The sequence below is a fragment of the Stenotrophomonas sp. Steno-C18 genome (assembly GCF_056393195.1).
This window is the reverse complement of sequence record NZ_JBWJOX010000002.1, coordinates 513325-528927: the sequence shown is the minus strand read 5'-3', so window position 1 is coordinate 528927 and position 15603 is coordinate 513325. Positions and strand designations below refer to the sequence as shown.

At 69.2% G+C, this 15603-nt stretch carries 12 protein-coding genes; 5 read left to right on the top strand and 7 right to left on the bottom strand.

What is annotated here, in order from left to right; translation table 11 throughout:
• Positions 1-24: 24 nt before the first annotated feature.
• A complete protein-coding gene (locus AC06FE_RS06980; RefSeq protein ID WP_313253581.1) occupies positions 25-1833 on the bottom strand; it encodes a monovalent cation:proton antiporter-2 (CPA2) family protein in 1809 nt (602 codons plus the stop codon).
• A gap of 322 nt (positions 1834-2155) precedes the next feature.
• Between AC06FE_RS06980 and mgtE the strand changes: the two genes are divergently transcribed.
• The 3 genes from mgtE to AC06FE_RS06965 all read left to right on the top strand — a co-directional run bounded on the left by mgtE (position 2156) and on the right by AC06FE_RS06965 (position 7143).
• Positions 2156-3526 (top strand): magnesium transporter, encoded by a 1371-nt coding sequence (mgtE, locus tag AC06FE_RS06975; RefSeq protein ID WP_478072620.1) that lies wholly within the window; start codon positions 2156-2158, stop codon positions 3524-3526.
• Between the two features lie 145 nt (positions 3527-3671).
• Positions 3672-6371: a bifunctional acetate--CoA ligase family protein/GNAT family N-acetyltransferase gene (locus tag AC06FE_RS06970; protein ID WP_192287066.1), complete on the top strand. Its 2700-nt coding sequence runs from the start codon at positions 3672-3674 to the stop codon at positions 6369-6371.
• Positions 6372-6444: 73 nt separating this feature from the next.
• Positions 6445-7143: an alpha/beta fold hydrolase gene (locus AC06FE_RS06965; RefSeq protein WP_478072619.1), complete on the top strand. Its 699-nt coding sequence runs from the start codon at positions 6445-6447 to the stop codon at positions 7141-7143.
• Between the two features lie 217 nt (positions 7144-7360).
• Here the strand turns inward: AC06FE_RS06965 and dkgB are convergent, their stop codons facing one another.
• Positions 7361-8164, bottom strand: a complete 804-nt coding sequence (dkgB, locus tag AC06FE_RS06960; protein WP_478072618.1) for a 2,5-didehydrogluconate reductase DkgB — start codon at positions 8162-8164, stop codon at positions 7361-7363.
• A gap of 64 nt (positions 8165-8228) precedes the next feature.
• A complete protein-coding gene (locus AC06FE_RS06955; protein ID WP_446540899.1) occupies positions 8229-9443 on the bottom strand; it encodes an MFS transporter in 1215 nt (404 codons plus the stop codon).
• A 123-nt stretch (positions 9444-9566) separates the two neighbouring features.
• Between AC06FE_RS06955 and AC06FE_RS06950 the strand changes: the two genes are divergently transcribed.
• Positions 9567-10469 carry a LysR substrate-binding domain-containing protein gene (locus AC06FE_RS06950; protein WP_313253568.1) on the top strand — a complete coding sequence of 301 codons (903 nt, stop codon included), beginning with the start codon at positions 9567-9569 and terminating at the stop codon, positions 10467-10469.
• A gap of 57 nt (positions 10470-10526) precedes the next feature.
• Here AC06FE_RS06950 and AC06FE_RS06945 read toward each other — a convergent pair whose 3' ends face one another.
• Both AC06FE_RS06945 and AC06FE_RS06940 read right to left on the bottom strand, forming a co-directional pair.
• Positions 10527-10814 carry a hypothetical protein gene (locus AC06FE_RS06945; protein WP_132863803.1) on the bottom strand — a complete coding sequence of 96 codons (288 nt, stop codon included), beginning with the start codon at positions 10812-10814 and terminating at the stop codon, positions 10527-10529.
• An 81-nt stretch (positions 10815-10895) separates the two neighbouring features.
• On the bottom strand, positions 10896-11855 hold the full coding sequence (locus tag AC06FE_RS06940) for an aldo/keto reductase (protein ID WP_192287062.1): 960 nt from the start codon (positions 11853-11855) through the stop codon (positions 10896-10898).
• Between the two features lie 186 nt (positions 11856-12041).
• Between AC06FE_RS06940 and AC06FE_RS06935 the strand changes: the two genes are divergently transcribed.
• Positions 12042-12899, top strand: coding sequence for a class I SAM-dependent methyltransferase (locus AC06FE_RS06935; RefSeq protein ID WP_478072617.1), 858 nt, complete (start codon positions 12042-12044; stop codon positions 12897-12899).
• A gap of 79 nt (positions 12900-12978) precedes the next feature.
• On the opposite strand, the gene glyA is transcribed toward AC06FE_RS06935, so the two are convergent.
• Together glyA and AC06FE_RS06925 are read right to left on the bottom strand one after the other, a co-directional pair.
• Positions 12979-14265 carry a serine hydroxymethyltransferase gene (gene glyA / locus AC06FE_RS06930; protein ID WP_478072616.1) on the bottom strand — a complete coding sequence of 429 codons (1287 nt, stop codon included), beginning with the start codon at positions 14263-14265 and terminating at the stop codon, positions 12979-12981.
• Positions 14258-15532, bottom strand: a complete 1275-nt coding sequence (locus AC06FE_RS06925; RefSeq protein ID WP_478072615.1) for a benzoate/H(+) symporter BenE family transporter — start codon at positions 15530-15532, stop codon at positions 14258-14260. Before AC06FE_RS06925 ends, glyA begins: the two co-directional genes overlap by 8 nt.
• Positions 15533-15603: the final 71 nt, after the last annotated feature.

Here is a 15603-nt window from a genome sequence, read left to right as displayed (position 1 = left end):
GGGGAGGGGTAAGGCCGTCGGTCGTTACTCGCCGTTGCCTTCGCGCTTGACCTCCGCTTCCTCCACGTCCGCCTCGAACAGGTGCATCAGGTCGGCACGCGCATCACGCGAGGTCTGCATCACCGCGGCCTCGTCGTCGTAAACCAGGTGCTGGGCCTTGAGCAGTTGCTCGTCGTGCTCGCGGAAGCGCTGCACGTGCGCCTGGGCCACATGCGCCGGGATGCCCAGTGCGGTCAGCACGCGCTCGCTGGCTTCCAGGCTGGAGCCGAACACTTCGCGGAACGGTTCGGCCGACATGTCCATCAGCTTCCACGCATGCTGGCGGTTGCGCGCGCGGGCCAGGATCTTGGCATCGGGGTACAGGCGCCGCACCAGCCGCACCGCGCGCAGGTTGGTGTCCGGGTCGTCCATGGCCATCACGAACACGCGGATGTGCTCGGCACCGGCCGAGCGCAGCAGTTCCGGCCGGGTCGGGTCGCCGTAGTACAGCTGGCTGCCGAAACGGCGCATGTCTTCCACCGTGTCCGGGTCGGCCTCCAGTGCCACGTAGGGAATGCGCTGGGCGGTGAGCAGGCGCGCCACGATCTGGCCGAAGCGGCCCATGCCGGCGATCATCACCTGCGGGCGCTGTGCGCCGGCCTCCTTGAGCGTTTCATCCGGGGCCCGCTCGGGCGCGGCATGCGCCGGCTTGAGCTGCAGCACGCGCTGCAGGGCCAGCAACAGCAGCGGCGTGATCGCCATCGACAGGCTGACGATGGCCACCAGCCGGTCATGGTTGATGCGCCCCAGCAGCAGGGCGCGCTCGGCTTCGTTGAACACCACGAAGGCGAATTCACCGCCCAGCCACAGCACGCTGCCCAGCATCAGGGCGCTGCGCAGCGACATGCGCGCGGCCAGGCCCAGCCCCACCAGGATCGAGAACTTCACCGCTAGAAGGATGGCCACGCCGGCGGCGATCACCTCCGGTTCGGCGGCGACCCGCTTCAGGTCGATGCCCATGCCCACGGCGATGAAAAACAGGCCCAGCAGCAGGCCCTTGAACGGCTCGATCTGCGCTTCGATCTCGTGGCGGAACTCCGAGTCGGCCAGCAGCACGCCGGCGACGAAGGCCCCCAGGCTGGCGCTCAGGCCGGCTTCGGTCATCAGCCACGCGGTGCCCAGCACCACCAGCAGGGCGGTAGCGGTGAATACCTCGGGCATGCGCGTGCGCGCCACCACCGCGAACAACCGCCGCAGCACCGGCCGGCCCAGCACGATCACCGCCGCCAGCACGCCCAGCGCGATGGCCGCGTCCTGCCAGGTGAGGGTTTCGTTCTTGACCCCGCCCAGCAGCGGGATCGCCGCCAGCAACGGGATCGCGATCAGGTCCTGGAACAGCAGGATGGCGAAGCCGAAGCGGCCATAATCGCTGTTCAGCGCCTTGTGCTCGGACAACAGCTGCAGGCCCACCGCGGTGGAGGACAGCGCCAGCGCGGTGCCGACCACCAGCGCGCTCTTCCAGTGGAAGTGGTACATCAGCAACAGGCCGCCGAGCACGCTGGCGCTGAGCAGCACCTGCACCGTGCCGCCGCCGAACACCGGCTTGCGCATCACCATCAGGCGCGAGGGCGAGAGCTCCAGGCCGATCAGGAACAGCAGCATCACCACGCCGATCTCGGCGGCGTTGAGGATGCGGTCGGCGTCCTGCACGAAGCCCAGCACGTGCGGGCCCAGCACCACGCCGGCCGCAAGGTAGCCCAGCACGGCACCGAGTCCGAACTTCTTGAAGATGGGCACCGCCACCACTGCGGCCAGCAGCAGTACCAGCGCGAGTTCGAGACCGCCGCCATGCATGAAGTGGAGCTCCTTGAGGTAAGACCGGGCCGGCCGCCCGGGTGGGCCGGCCGCTGCGTTCATTATGGGGGCTGCCCCGTCAACGAAAAGGAATGCGCGCGCAATGCACTGTCGCCGGTACCCGCGCGCGGGGTTGACCCGGGCGGCCAACAGGCACAGACTCGCGCCGCTGCGGCAGGCCCGCAGCACCTTTCCGGAGTCCAACCCATGTCCAGCGACAGTAGAAGTCGATCTCGATCGACGCCAGCGGTGACGAACGCCTGAGTGGGGTGATTCGCCGTTGCTGGCGTTGCGTGATCGCAATGCATACAGGCGAATCCACATGAACCAGAAGCAGCTCCTGCGCCCGGTGGCCGACGCGGCCACCCTGAGTGCACCCCTTGCCGACTTCAACACCGCCGATGCGGTGGAATACCTCAACACCCTGGGCCTGCCGCAGGCGGCCGACACCTTGGCCGCATTGCCGGTGCCACGCGCGGTCAAGCTGCTGGAGGCCCCCGAGCTGCAGCATGCCGGCGAGCTGATCGCCGCGCTGCCGCCGGCCCGCGCCGCGGCCCTGCTCGGGCTGATGGCCGACGACCGCGCCACCGACATCGTCCACGAGCTGGACGCCGCCGAGCGTGCACGGCTGATTCCGCTGCTGGCGCCGGAGGCGCGGCAGTCGATCCAGTTGCTGCTGAGCTACCCGCCGAACACCGCCGGCGCCTTGATGACCACCGAGTTCGTCGGCGTGCCGGCCGACTGGAGTGTGGCCCAGACCCTGCAGCACATCCGACAGGTCGAGCGCAGCCGCGAGACCGTGTACGCGATCTACGTGCTGGACCCGCTCACCCGCCAGTTGCGGCAGGTGGTGACCATGCGCCGGCTGATCACCGGTGCGCCGGAGGATTCGATCCTGCACGTGGCCCAGGTCAACCCGCCGGTCACGGTGGGCCCGCTGCTGGACCAGGAGGAAGTCGCGCAGCTGATCCGCCGGCACGACCTGCTGGCGATCCCGGTGGTCGATGCGCAGCTGCAGATGCTGGGCATCGTCACCGTCGATGACATCCTGGATGCGTTGATCGACGAGTCCACCGAGGACGTGCACAAGTTCGGCGGCGTGGAGGCGCTGGACAAGCCGTACATGCAGATCGGCTTCTTCGAGATGCTGCGCAAGCGCGCCGGCTGGCTGAGCGTGCTGTTCCTCGGCGAGATGCTGACCGCCAGCGCCATGCAGCACTACGAGGATGAACTGGCGCGTGCGGTGGTGCTGACCCTGTTCATCCCGCTGATCATGAGTTCCGGCGGCAATTCCGGCTCGCAGGCGACCTCGTTGCTGATCCGTTCGCTGGCCCTGCGCGAGCTGCGCCTGCGCGACTGGTGGAGGGTGGCGCTGCGCGAGCTGCCGACCGGCATGGTGCTGGGCGGCATCCTCGGGGTGCTGGCGATCGTGCGCATCACCGTCTGGCAGCTGGCCGGCCTGCATGACTACGGCGCGCACTGGGTGCTGCTGGCGGTGACCATCGGCGCCGCGCTGGTGGGCATCGTCACCTTTGGTTCGCTGTCCGGCTCGATGCTGCCGTTCGTGCTCAAGCGGCTGGGCTTCGACCCGGCCAGCGCCTCGGCGCCGTTCGTGGCCACGCTGGTGGACGTGACCGGCCTGGTCATCTATTTCAGCATCGCGGCGATGATCCTCGGCGGCACGCTGCTGTAGCCGGTAGTGCCGGGCCGTGCCCGGCAGGGCTTCACGCCAGAGCGCAGCAGGGCTGTGCTCTGGCGCTCATCGGCACTTGATCCAAAGCAAGCCAGACCACCTCCGGGCCGTGTACCTTTGCCCGGTACCCGCAACAGGCACCGTGATGAGCACCTACCACCTGCAGACCGTGTTCCGTCCCCGTTCGGTGGCCGTCGTCGGTGGCAGTCCGCGCGAGCGCTCGGCCGGGCGCGCGGTCATCCGCAACCTCAAGGCGGCGGCCTTCGCCGGGCAGATCGGCTGGGTGAATCCGCGCCATGCCGAGATCGATGGCATGCGCACGGTCAAGCGGCTCAAGGACCTGCCCTGGATCCCGGACCTGGTGGTGATCACCGCGCCGGCCAGCATCGTGCCGCAGGTGGTGGCGCAGGCCGCCGAACGCGGCGTGGCCGCGGCCATCATCCTCACCGCCGGGCTCGGCAAGGGTCCCGGTTCGCTGGCCGCGCAGGTCGAGGCCGCGGCACGGCCCAAGGGCATGCGCGTGCTCGGCCCGCACTGCCTGGGCGTGATTGCCCCGCATGCGCGGCTCAATGCCAGCATCGCCGCGCATACACCGCAGGCCGGCGACCTGGCGCTGATCTCCGAATCCAGCGCGATCGCCGCCGCGCTGGTGGAATGGGGCGTGGCGCGTTCGATCGGCTTTTCGGCGGTGGTGTCGCTGGGCGACGCGCTGGACGTCGATTTCGGTGACCTGCTCGATTACTTCGCCACCGACTACCGCACCCGCGCCATCCTGCTCTACGTCGACCAGATCAGCGACGCGCGCAAGTTCATGTCGGCCGCGCGTGCGGCCGCGCGCGCCAAGCCGGTGGTGGTGGTCAAGTCGGGCCGCCAGCCCAAGGCCAGCAACGAGGAGAACAGCACCCACTCGCAGGCGCTGGCCGCCTCCGACGCGGTCTATGGCGCAGCCTTCAATCGCGCCGGGTTGCTACGCGTGAATGCGCTGGACGAACTGTTCACCGCGGCCGAGACGCTGGGCCGGCTGGGGACCTTCCCCGGCAGCCGCCTGGCCATCCTGAGCAATGGTGGCGGCGTCGGCCGGTTGGCGGTGGACCAGCTGCAGGCCTTGGGCGGGGCGTTGGCGGAGCTGTCGCCGGCCACCATCGCGCAGCTGGACAAGGTGCTGCCCGAAGGCTGGTCGCGCGACAACCCGGTCGACATCGTGGTCGATGCCGACGGCGAGCGTTACGCCTCGGCGATCGAGGCGCTGCTGTCCGACGATGCCAACGATGCGGTGCTGGTGATCAACGTCCCCACGGCCTTCACCTCCTCGGCCGACGCCGCGCAGGCATTGACCAAGACGCTGGGGCTGCGCTCGCGGCAGCTGCGCGACAAACCGGTGTTCGCGGTGTGGCTGGGCAACGACGAGAACGCCACCGTCACCCTCAACACCGCGCGCGTGCCGACCTATCCCAGCGAGGCCGAGGCCGTGCGCGGCTTCCAGCACCTGGTGAAGTACCGGCAGGCGCAGGCGGCGCTGATGGAAACCCCGCCCAGCCTGCCGGCCGACCTGGTGGTCGATGCCGCCGCCGCGCGCCGGTTGGTCGACGTGGCGCTGGCCAACGGCCAGCAATGGCTGGACCCGGTGGCCACCCATGCGTTGCTGCAGGCCTACGGCATTCCCTCGCTGGAAGTGATGGTCGCGCGCGACGCGCACGAGGCGATGGACCTGGCCCAGCCGATGCTGGAGAAGGGCATGAGCGTGGCGGTGAAGATCCTCTCGCCCGACATCCCGCACAAGAGCGAAGTCGATGGCGTGCGGCTGAACCTGAGCACGCTGCCGGCGGTGCAGGCCGCGGCCACCGCCATCCTCGCGCGTGCGCGCGAACTGCGCCCGCAGGCGCGCATCGACGGGGTGATGGTGCAGCCGTGCCTGACCCGGCCCAAGGCGCGCGAGCTGATCGCCGGCATCGCCGATGACCCGGTGTTCGGCCCGGTGGTGGTGTTCGGTCGCGGGGGTACCGCGGTGGAAGTCATCGATGACAAGACCCTGGCACTGCCGCCGCTGGACCTGCGCCTGGCCCACGAAGTGATCGGCCGCACTCGCGTCTCGCGCATCCTCAAGGCCTACGGCGACGTGCCGGCCGCCGACGAGCGCGCGGTGGCGCTGGTGCTGGTCAAGCTGGCGCAGCTGGCCGCCGACATCCCTGAGGTGCGCACGCTGGACCTCAACCCGCTGCTGGCCGACCGCAATGGCGTGATCGCGCTCGATGCGCGCATCGCCATCACCCCGGTCAAGCGCCTGCACAAGGGCCGCGGCCATCCGCGCTTCGCGATCTTCCCGTATCCGACCGAGTGGGAGCGCACCATCGCGCTGTCCGATGGCGGCAAGGCCTTCATCCGCCCGGTGCGGCCGGAGGACGACGCGCTGTTCCGCGCGTTCTTCGCGCGGGTGACCGACGACGACCTGCGGCTGCGCTTCTTCCAGTCGGTGAAGCATTTCAGCCATGAGTTCATCGCCCGGCTGACCCAGCTGGACTACGCGCGTTCGATCGCGCTGGTCGCCATCGACCCGAAGAGCGGCGACATGCTCGGTGCGGTGCGCCTGCATGCCGATGCCGATTACAACCGCGGCGAGTACGGCATCCTGATCCGCTCGGACCTGAAGGGCCACGGCATCGGCTGGAAGCTGATGCAGATCATGATCGAGTACGCGCGCTGGCAGGGCCTGAACCTGGTCGAGGGCCAGGTGCTGCGCGAGAACACCACGATGCTGGCGATGTGCCAGAGCCTGGGCTTCAAGGTGAAGGCCGACCCGGACGATGCCACCATCATGAACGTCACGCTGCCGGTCAACGAAGGCTGACGCATCGCCGGGAGCACCCTGCCGGTGACGCGCGTTGTCACACGATTGCCCATGGCCGGTTCACACTAGCGCCATGGAACAACGAACCCCGCTGCTGCTGCTCCCCGGCCTGTTGAACGATGCCACGCTCTGGCGTGCCCAGCTCGATGCCCTGGCCGACATCGCCGACTGCCAGGTCGGTGACCTCACCGGCCATGACGACCTGCGCGCCGTCGCCGAGGACGTGCTGGCCAGGGCGCCGGAGCGCTTCGCGCTGGCCGGCTTCTCGCTGGGGGGCTACATCGCCCAGGAAATCCTGCGCATTGCGCCCGGGCGTGTGCTGCGGCTGGCGTTGCTGGACACCTCGTACAAGGCCGATTCCGCGGAACGCGCGGCCCAGCGCGTGGCGCAGCAGAACAGCGTGCGCCTGCCCGGCACGTTCCACGGCTTCGGCGACAAGCTCATGCGCAGCTACATCGACGCCTCGCGCCTGCAGGACCATGCCCTGGTCAGCACCGTGCGCGAGATGACCTCGCGGCTGGGCGTGGAGGTGTTCCTGCGCCAGAGCCGCATCGCGCGCGTGGATGGCAGCGCCGAGCTGCGCGCCTGGCAGGGTCCGGCGCTGATCGTGTGCGGACGCAATGATGCGATCACGCCGCTGGCGGTCAGCGAGCAGATGGCGGCGTTGATGCCGCAGGCCACGCTGGTGGTGATCGAGGACTGCGGGCACCTGGCGCCACTGGAGAAGCCCGAGCAGGTCAGCGCCGCGCTGCGGGCGTGGTTGTCGGCGTAACGCCGAACGGTGCTCGGCAACGTCAACGTCAACAGCACCCCTCCCCAACCCTCCGCTTGGCTGCGCCAAAGGGAGGGGACAGAAGCGGGCGTGCGGCGATCCGACCGATCTAGCGGAGCCGCCCCCTCCCTTGCGCAGCAGGGGAGGGCTGGGGAGGGGGCGCTTCTGCTTTACCCGCACCCCAACGCCAGGCATGGCCCGGGACCACCAACAGGCATCAATCCCAGTGCGGTGCGATGCCCTGCGGGTTGGCCACGCGCTCGCCACGGTCCAGCGTGGCGATCTGCGCCATGTCCGCCGCATCCAGCTGCAGCGCCACAGCCTGGAGGTTGCTGGCCAGGTTCTCGCGGCGGGTGGAGGACGGGATCACCGCATAGCCCTGCTGCAATGCCCACGCCAAGGCGACCTGCGCGGTAGTGGCGCCGTGCTTGTCGGCGATGGCCTGGATCACCGGGTCCTTCAGCACCGCGCCGTAGGCCAGGCTCATGAACGCGGTGACGTGGATGCCCTGCGCACGCAGGTAGGCGATCAACGCACGGTTCTGCAGGTACGGGTGCACTTCGATCTGGTTGGTGGCGATGGCCTGCGCACCAAGGATGTCGATGGCCTGGCGGGTCAGGTCGATGGTGAAGTTGGAGACGCCGATCGCCTTGGTCAGGCCCAGCTGCCTGGCTTCGGCCAATGCGCCGAGGTACTCACGCATCGGCACCTCATCGTTCGGCGAGGGCCAGTGGATCAGCGCCAGGTCGACGTGGTCGGTGCCGAGCTTGCGCAGGCTTTCGCGCAGGCTGGCGATCAGCGCGTCGTGGTGGAAGTTGCTGATCCAGATCTTGGTGGTCAGGAACAGGTCCTCGCGGGCCACCTTGCCGGCGGCCAGGGCCTGGCCGAGGTCGGCTTCGTTGTCGTAGATCTGCGCGGTGTCGAAGGCGCGGTAGCCCAGCTCCAGTGCGTTGTGCACCGAGTCGATCAGTACCTGACCTTTGAGGCGGTAGGTGCCCAGGCCAATGGAAGGAACGTTCATCAGGAATCTCCAGGAGTAGGGTGCTGCCGGCGATGCCGTGCAGCGCCAGGGAAAGGTCGGTCACTCAGTGCGCGGCGGCGGCGATGCCATCGGCGCGTGCATCGATGCCATCGCGGCGATCCAGGCGGCCGCTCAGCGCGGTCAGGCCATAGGCGCCCACCACCACCAGCGCACCCAGCCACGGCGTGTGCATCAGCCCGACGTGGTCCACCACCAGCCCGCCCAGCGAGGCACCGATGGCGATGCCGATGTTGAACGCGGCGATGTTCAGGCCCGAGGCCACGTCGGTGGCCTGCGGCACGAAGCGCTGTGCCTGCTTGACCACGTAGACCTGCAGCCCCGGCACGTTGCCGAATGCCACCGCGCCCATCGCCAGCACGGTCAGCAGCACCAGCACGGGGTTGTAGGCGGTGAAGGTGAGCACCAGCAGCACCAGCGCCAGCAGCGCGAAGATGCGCTTGAGCGCGGGGATCGGCCCCAGCCGGTCGGCCAGGCGTCCGCCCCACAGGTTGCCGATCGCCACCGACACGCCGTACACCAGCAGCACCAGGCCCACGGCATTGGCCGAGAAGCCGCTGACTTCCTGCAGGATCGAGGCCAGGTAGGTGAACGACAGGAAGGTGCCGCCGTAGCCCAGCGCGGTCATCGCGTAGACCAGCAACAGGCGCGGCTGCGCCAGCACCGCGAACTGCTGGCCGAAGGTGGCCGGCGCGCTGCGCGGCAGGTTGTTGGGCACCAGCAGCAGGCTGCCGAGCAGGGCGATCACGCCCAGTGCCGCCACTGCCAGGAAGGTCGCGCGCCAGCCCAGGTGCTGGCCGATGAAGGTGCCCAGCGGCACGCCGATCACCAGTGCCACGGTCAGCCCGGTGAACATGATGGCGATGGCACTGGCGGCCTTCTCCTTCGGCACCACCGAGGTGGCGATGATCGAGCCGATCGAGAAGAACACACCGTGCGCCAGGCCGGTCAGCACCCGCGCCACGATCAGCGGCCCGTAGCCCGGTGCCATCCAGGCGATCAGGTTGCCGACGGTGAACAGCGCCATCAGCGCGACCAGCAGGGTCTTGCGCGGCACCCGGCCGGTCAGTGCGGTGAGCACCGGCGCGCCGATCGCCACGCCCAGCGCATACAGGGACACCAGCAGGCCGGCCGAGGGCAGGCTGACCTGCAGGTCGGCGGCGATGGTCGGGATCAGCCCGACGATGACGAACTCGGTGGTGCCGATGGCAAAGGCACCCAGCGTCAGCGCCCACAGGGCGAGGGGAATACCACGGGACATGGGAATTACCGGTGGAGGAAGAGGCTGCGCAGTCTGCGCGCCACACTGTTGCGGAAAAACCGCTTCCCGGTGCAATGATTGTTGATTTAGAGTCAATAATTATCCCGGCTGGCCGCATTCCTCGTGAAAACCACCCTTGATGAGATGCAGGCCTTCATCGCGGTGATCGACGCCGGTTCGATCACCGCCGCGGCCGAGCAGCTGGACCAGACCACCTCCGGGGTGAGCCGGGCGCTGGCACGGCTGGAGGAAAAGCTGGGCACCACGCTGCTGACCCGCACCACCCGGCGCCTGCACCTGACCGAGGAAGGCGAGGCGTTCCTGGCGCAGTGCCGGGCCATCGTCGCCTCGGTGGAGGCGGCCGAGGAGCTGATCGCGGCGCGCCGCGAGCGTCCTTCGGGCAGGCTGCGGGTGGATGCGGCGATGCCGTTCGTGCTGCACGTGATCGCACCGCTGGTGGCCAGCTACCGTGCGCGCTACCCGGAGGTCGCGCTGGAACTCAACAGCAGCGAGCGCTACATCGACCTGCTGGAACGGCGTACCGACGTGGCCATCCGCATCGGCCCGCTGGCCGATTCCACCCTGCACGCGCGGCCGTTGGCGCACAGCCGGCTGCGCGTGCTGGCCAGCCCGGCCTACCTGCAGCAGCACGGCACCCCGCGCAGCGTGGCGCAGCTGGAAACCCACGCGCTGCTGGGCTTCAACGAACCGGATTCACTCAACTACTGGCCGGTGCGCGGCGCTGACGGCGGGCCGCTGTACGTGCGCCCGGTGCTGGCGGTCTCCAGCGGCGAAACGCTGCGGCGTCTGGCACTGGAAGGCGCGGGCATCGTCTGCCTGTCCGATTTCATGACCGAGCGTGACCGTGACGCGGGCACGCTGGTGGAGGTGCTGCCCCGGCAGAACCTGGGCATCGGCCAGCCCATCCACGCGGTGTACTACCGCAACACCGCGGTGTCGGCGCGGATCACCTCGTTCCTGGACCACCTGGCGCAGGCGATCAGCACCGCCCCGTTCGCCCAATGACCCGCGCCCGGTAGCGCGCAGCCAGGCTGCGCCGGGGCATGGCCCGGCGCTACCGGTTCAGTGCAGCTGCGCGTGGTGCCAGGCGTGCCTGACCAGCCAGCGGGCTTCGTCCCACGGCACGGCCAGGGCCGGCTGGTGGCGGTGGTAGCTGTCCTGCAGCACCTTGTAGAGCTGCTCTTCGTTGGCGCGCGGATAGGCCTGGTAGACGTCGTAACCCATCTCCAGCAGGCGCTGGTAATGGTCGAAATCATGTTGGCCCAGCCGGCCGATGGCGTGCACGCCGCGCCAGTAGGCCAGTTCGGCGTCACGGTTGAAATCGCGTTGGGCTGCGGATGTGGTCTTCATGGGTAGGACTCCATTCGCGGTCTACCCCCTGTGCCGCCGATCCTACTGGGCGCCCTCCCTGGCGTCCAATGCCCTGCGCATTCAGGTGTGTTCGGCGCTGGCCTGGTCCAGCTGGGTGATTTCCTGCGCCGACAATGCCAGCCGCGCGGCGGCGAGCACGTCGTGCAGTTGCTCCACGCCGGTGGCACTGACGATCGGGGCGGTGATGCCGGGGCGGGCGATCAGCCAGGCCAGCGCGACCTGCGCCGGCGTGGCCTTGTGCCGGGCGGCCAGGTCATCGAGCGCGGCCAGGATGCGCAGCCCGCGCGGGTTGACGTACTGCTGCACCACCTTGGCACCCCGCGCGCTGCTCTTGGCGGCGTCGTCGGCGCTGCGGTACTTGCCGCTGAGGAAGCCGCTGGCCAGCGAGTAGTAACTGATCACGCCCAGCGACTGCTCGCGCGCCAGCGGTTCCAGTTCGGCCTCGTAGCCGGCGCGGTCATACAGGTTGTACTCCGGCTGCAGCGTCTCGTAACGCGGCAGGTTGTAGTCGGCCGACACCTTCAGCGCATCGCGCAGGCGCGTGGCGCTGTAGTTGGACGCACCGATGGCGCGCACCTTGCCGGCCTGGATCAGCCGCGCGAACGCGCCCAGGGTTTCCTCCAGCGGCACCGCATCGTCGTCTTCGTGTGCCTGGTACAGGTCGATCACGTCGGTCTGCAGGCGGCGCAGCGAGTCCTCGACCGCGGCGTTGATGTTGTCCGCCGACAGGCCCGGGTGCTCGGCCCACTTGGCCACCTTGGTGGCGATGACCACCTTGTCACGCTTGCCGCTGCGCTGCAGCCAGCGGCCGATGATGGTTTCCGACTCGCCGCCACGGTTGCCCGGCACCCAGGCCGGATAGACGTCGGCGGTATCGACCAGGTTGAAGCCGGCTTCGACGAAGGCATCGAGCAGCGCGAAGGAGGTCTTCTCGTCGGCGCTCCAGCCAAAGACATTGCCGCCAAAGGCGATGGGGCCGACCTGCAGGCCGGAACGGCCGAGTTCGCGGTACTGGGGCATGCGTATCTCCCTGATTTTTCTCCGAGCCTTGCAGCATAACGGCTGAACGTTCCGGTTCCGTGGCAACGGATTGAAAACTGCGTTCCGCGGCACGGCCACGCGCTAACGCATTGTGAACATCCGGGCGTGCATCGATGCAAATGCGCGCGTGCTAGGCTCGCGCCACACCCCTTGCCGGAGTCCGTGATGAACAAGCCAACCCCGTTGTTGTGTGCCTGTCTGCTGGGCGTGAGCGCACTGCTGTCCAGTGTCGCGGTGGAAGCCAGGGACAGTGCCGCCGCGAGCGCGCAGGTCCAGGTGCCGGCTTCGCTGCAGGCCGCCGTGGATGCCAGCACGCGCACGCCGGCCAACGTGGCCCGCGACGTCTACCGGCACCCGGCGCAGACGCTGGCATTCTTCGGCCTGCAGCCGGGCCAGACGGTGGTGGAGATCACCCCGGGTGGCGGCTGGTATTCGGAGATCCTGGCGCCCTACCTGCGCGATGGCGGCAAGTACGTGGCTGCCGTCGTGGACCCGGCGGCGCTGCCGGCCGGTGGCGGGCGCGACTACCAGCAGCGCTCGCGCGACGGGTTGGCGAAGAAGTTCAACGAGTCGCCGGCGCTGTTCGACAAGGCCGTCGAAGTGGCCTATGACCCGGCCGCACCGGTGCTGGGCGCGCCGAACTCGGCCGACCTGGTGCTGACCTTCCGCAACGTGCACAACTGGCGCTCCAGCGGCCAGGCCGAGGGCATGTTCGGCGCGTTCTTCGCCGTGCTCAAGCCCGGTGGCACGCTGGGCGTGGTCGAGCACCGCGCCAAGGCCGACGTGCCGGCCGACGACAAGAGCGGTTACGTGGGGCAGGCACAGGTGATCGCCATGGCCGAGGCGGCGGGCTTCAAGCTCGATGCCAGCAGCGAGGTCAATGCCAACCCGCGCGACACCAAGGACCATCCCAACGGCGTGTGGACGTTGCCGCCGTCCAACAATCACGCCGCCGCCGATGCCGGCAAGTACACCGCCATCGGCGAGAGCGACCGGATGACGCTGCGTTTCGTGAAGCCCTGAAGCCCTGAAGCCCTGAAGCACGGCAAGCGGCATGCAGCAGGGCGGGAGGCGCAGGATGCCTGCGCCTCCCGCCGTCGTTTCAGCCGGTGGTGGCGCGGCGATACACCGGATGGTGCCGGCACAGCTCGGTGACCTGGCGCGCGACGCGTTCGCTGACGTGGCGCTGCGCGTGCTCGTCCTGCGCCAGTGCCTCGAGCACATCGCATAGCCAGTGCGCGAGCAGTTCGCACTCCAGCACGCCGAAGCCGCGCGTGGTGACCGCTGGCGTGCCCAGGCGGATGCCGGAGGTGACCAGCGGCGGACGCGGGTCGTTCGGCACCGTGTTCTTGTTGGTGGTGATGTGGGCGCGCGCCAGCGCCTGGTCGGCCTGCTTGCCGGTGTACGGGCGCGATGACAGGTCCAGCAGCATCAGGTGGTTGTCGGTGCCGCCGGAGACCAGCGGGAAGCCACTGGCCTGGATGACCGCTGCCATCGCGCGCGCGTTGCGCAGCACCTGCTGCTGGTAGTCACGGAAGCCCGGTTGCAGGGCTTCCTTCAATGCCACCGCCTTGGCCGCCACCACGTGCATCAGCGGGCCGCCCTGGACGCCCGGGAACACGCCGGCGTCGAGCCGGCGGTTGAACGCCGCGTCCTGGCCGCGCGAGAGGATCAGCCCGCCACGCGGGCCACGCAGGGTCTTGTGCGTGGTGGTGGTGACCACGTGCGCATGCGGCAGTGGGTCCGGGTACAGGCCGGCGGCCACCAGCCCGGCGACGTGGGCCATGTCCACCCAGAACCACGCCCCGACCTTGTCGGCGATGGCGCGCATGCGCGCCCAGTCCTTGTGCCGGGAGTAGGCGGAGAAGCCGCCGATCAGCACCTTGGGCCGGGTTTCCAGTGCGATGCGCTCCATCGCGTCGTAGTCGATCAGGCCGGTGGCCGGGTCCAGCCCGTAGGGCACGATGCGATAGTGCCGGCCGGAGAAATTGGCCGGGTTGCCGTGGGTGAGGTGGCCGCCCTGGGCCAGGTTCATGCCCATCACGGTATCGCCGGGCGAGGTCAGCGCCAGGAACACCGCGGCGTTGGCCTGCGCACCGGAGTGCGGTTGCACGTTGGCATGGTCGCACTGGAACAGCGCGCAGGCGCGCTCGATGGCCAGCCGCTCGGCCACGTCCACGTGTTCGCAGCCGCTGTAGTAACGGCGGCCGGGGTAGCCCTCGGCGTACTTGTTGGTGAACACCGAATCCTGGATCGCCATCACCAGCGGGCTGGCGTAGTTCTCCGAGGCGATCAGCTCGACATGGTCTTCCTGGCGACGGCGCTCGTTCTCGATGGCGTGGGCGAGCTCGGGGTCGAACTGGTCCAGGCGCAGGTGGGGGTCATACATGGGGGGCCTCCGGTGCGGTGGGCTGGCGGTGGGTGGCGGTTCTGGCAGCGGGCCGCGTGCGGTGGCGTGGCAGGCGTGCATCGAGCAGCAGGTGGGCGAGCAGGCCGATCACCAGCCCCCAGAACGCGCCGCCGATGCCGAACAGCTGGATGTTGGCCGCCGCGGCCAGGAAGGTGACCAGTGCTGCTTCGCGGCCGCGCGCATCGGCCATGGCGGTGGCCAGGCTGCCGCCGATCGCGCCGAGCAGCGCCAGCCCGGCCAGGGTGCTGATGAAGGTGGCGGGGATGGCCATGAACAACGCCGCCAGGGTCAGCCCGAACACCCCGACGATCACGTAGAACACGCCCGCGGCGACGCCGGCCAGCCAGCGCTTGCGCGGGTCCTCGTGCGCGTGCCGGCCGGTGCAGATGGCCGCGGTGATCGCGGCCACGTTGAAGGCATGCGCACCGAACGGGGCCATCAGCAGCGAACCCAGGCCGGTGACCGCGACGATCGGATTGGCGCTGGTCGTGTAGCCGTCGTTGCGCAGTACCAGCATGCCCGGCATGTACTGGCCGGTGAGCGTGACCAGGAACAGCGGCAATGCCACGCCGAGCAGGGCATTGATCGAGAACGCCGGCGCGGTGAACACCGGGGTGGCGATCTTCAGCTCCAGCGCCGCCAGGTCGATGCGGTCCTGCGCGACCAGCAGTGCGATGCCGAGCAGCAGGATGCCCACCACCGCATAGCGCGCGCTGATCCGTTTCAGCACCAGGTAGGCGAGGACCAGCGCGCCGGCCAGCAGCGGGTCGATGTTGATGCCAGCGAAGGCACCGATGCCGAACGGCAGCAGGATGCCGGCCAGCAACGCCGCCGCGATGCCTGGCGGTATCCAGCGCACCACCTTCTCGAAGCCGCCGGACAGGCCCAGCAGCACGAACGCGGCGGCCGACGCCAGGTAGGCGCCGATGGCTTCCGGGTAGGAGACGCTGGCCAGTGCGGTGACCAGGAAGGCGGCGGCGGGGGTGGACCAGGCGGTGATGATCGGCGCGCGCGCCCACACGCTCAGCGCGATGCCGGTCAGCCCCACGCCGATGGACACCGACCACACCCAGGAGGCGGTCAGTTCCGGGCCCAGCCCGGCCACGCGCGCGGCCTGGAACACCAGCACGAAGGTTCCGCCGTAATTGACGATGACCGACACCAGCGCCGCGATGGTCGGATGCAGCAGGTCGGCCGCACGCAGTGCCGGGGAAGGAACGGGAGGGGAGGAAGGTAGCGGGGACATCCGGCATCCGGGGACGAAGGCAGGTTGTCTTTGTAGGCGGGCAATGGCATGTTGCGCCCCTCCACTTATGG

Excerpts from the sequence above, each read along its gene's own strand:
- AC06FE_RS06970 (WP_192287066.1), top strand. The coding sequence starts at position 3,672 with ATGAGCACCTACCACCTGCAGACCGTGTTCCGTCCCCGTTCGGTGGCC.
- mgtE (WP_478072620.1), top strand. The coding sequence starts at position 2,156 with ATGAACCAGAAGCAGCTCCTGCGCCCGGTGGCCGACGCGGCCACCCTG.
- AC06FE_RS06925 (WP_478072615.1), bottom strand. The coding sequence starts at position 15,532 with ATGTCCCCGCTACCTTCCTCCCCTCCCGTTCCTTCCCCGGCACTGCGT.
- AC06FE_RS06955 (WP_446540899.1), bottom strand. The coding sequence starts at position 9,443 with ATGTCCCGTGGTATTCCCCTCGCCCTGTGGGCGCTGACGCTGGGTGCC.
- dkgB (WP_478072618.1), bottom strand. The coding sequence starts at position 8,164 with ATGAACGTTCCTTCCATTGGCCTGGGCACCTACCGCCTCAAAGGTCAG.
- AC06FE_RS06965 (WP_478072619.1), top strand. The coding sequence starts at position 6,445 with ATGGAACAACGAACCCCGCTGCTGCTGCTCCCCGGCCTGTTGAACGAT.
- AC06FE_RS06980 (WP_313253581.1), bottom strand. The coding sequence starts at position 1,833 with ATGCATGGCGGCGGTCTCGAACTCGCGCTGGTACTGCTGCTGGCCGCA.
- AC06FE_RS06945 (WP_132863803.1), bottom strand. The coding sequence starts at position 10,814 with ATGAAGACCACATCCGCAGCCCAACGCGATTTCAACCGTGACGCCGAA.
- AC06FE_RS06935 (WP_478072617.1), top strand. The coding sequence starts at position 12,042 with ATGAACAAGCCAACCCCGTTGTTGTGTGCCTGTCTGCTGGGCGTGAGC.
- AC06FE_RS06940 (WP_192287062.1), bottom strand. The coding sequence starts at position 11,855 with ATGCCCCAGTACCGCGAACTCGGCCGTTCCGGCCTGCAGGTCGGCCCC.
- glyA (WP_478072616.1), bottom strand. The coding sequence starts at position 14,265 with ATGTATGACCCCCACCTGCGCCTGGACCAGTTCGACCCCGAGCTCGCC.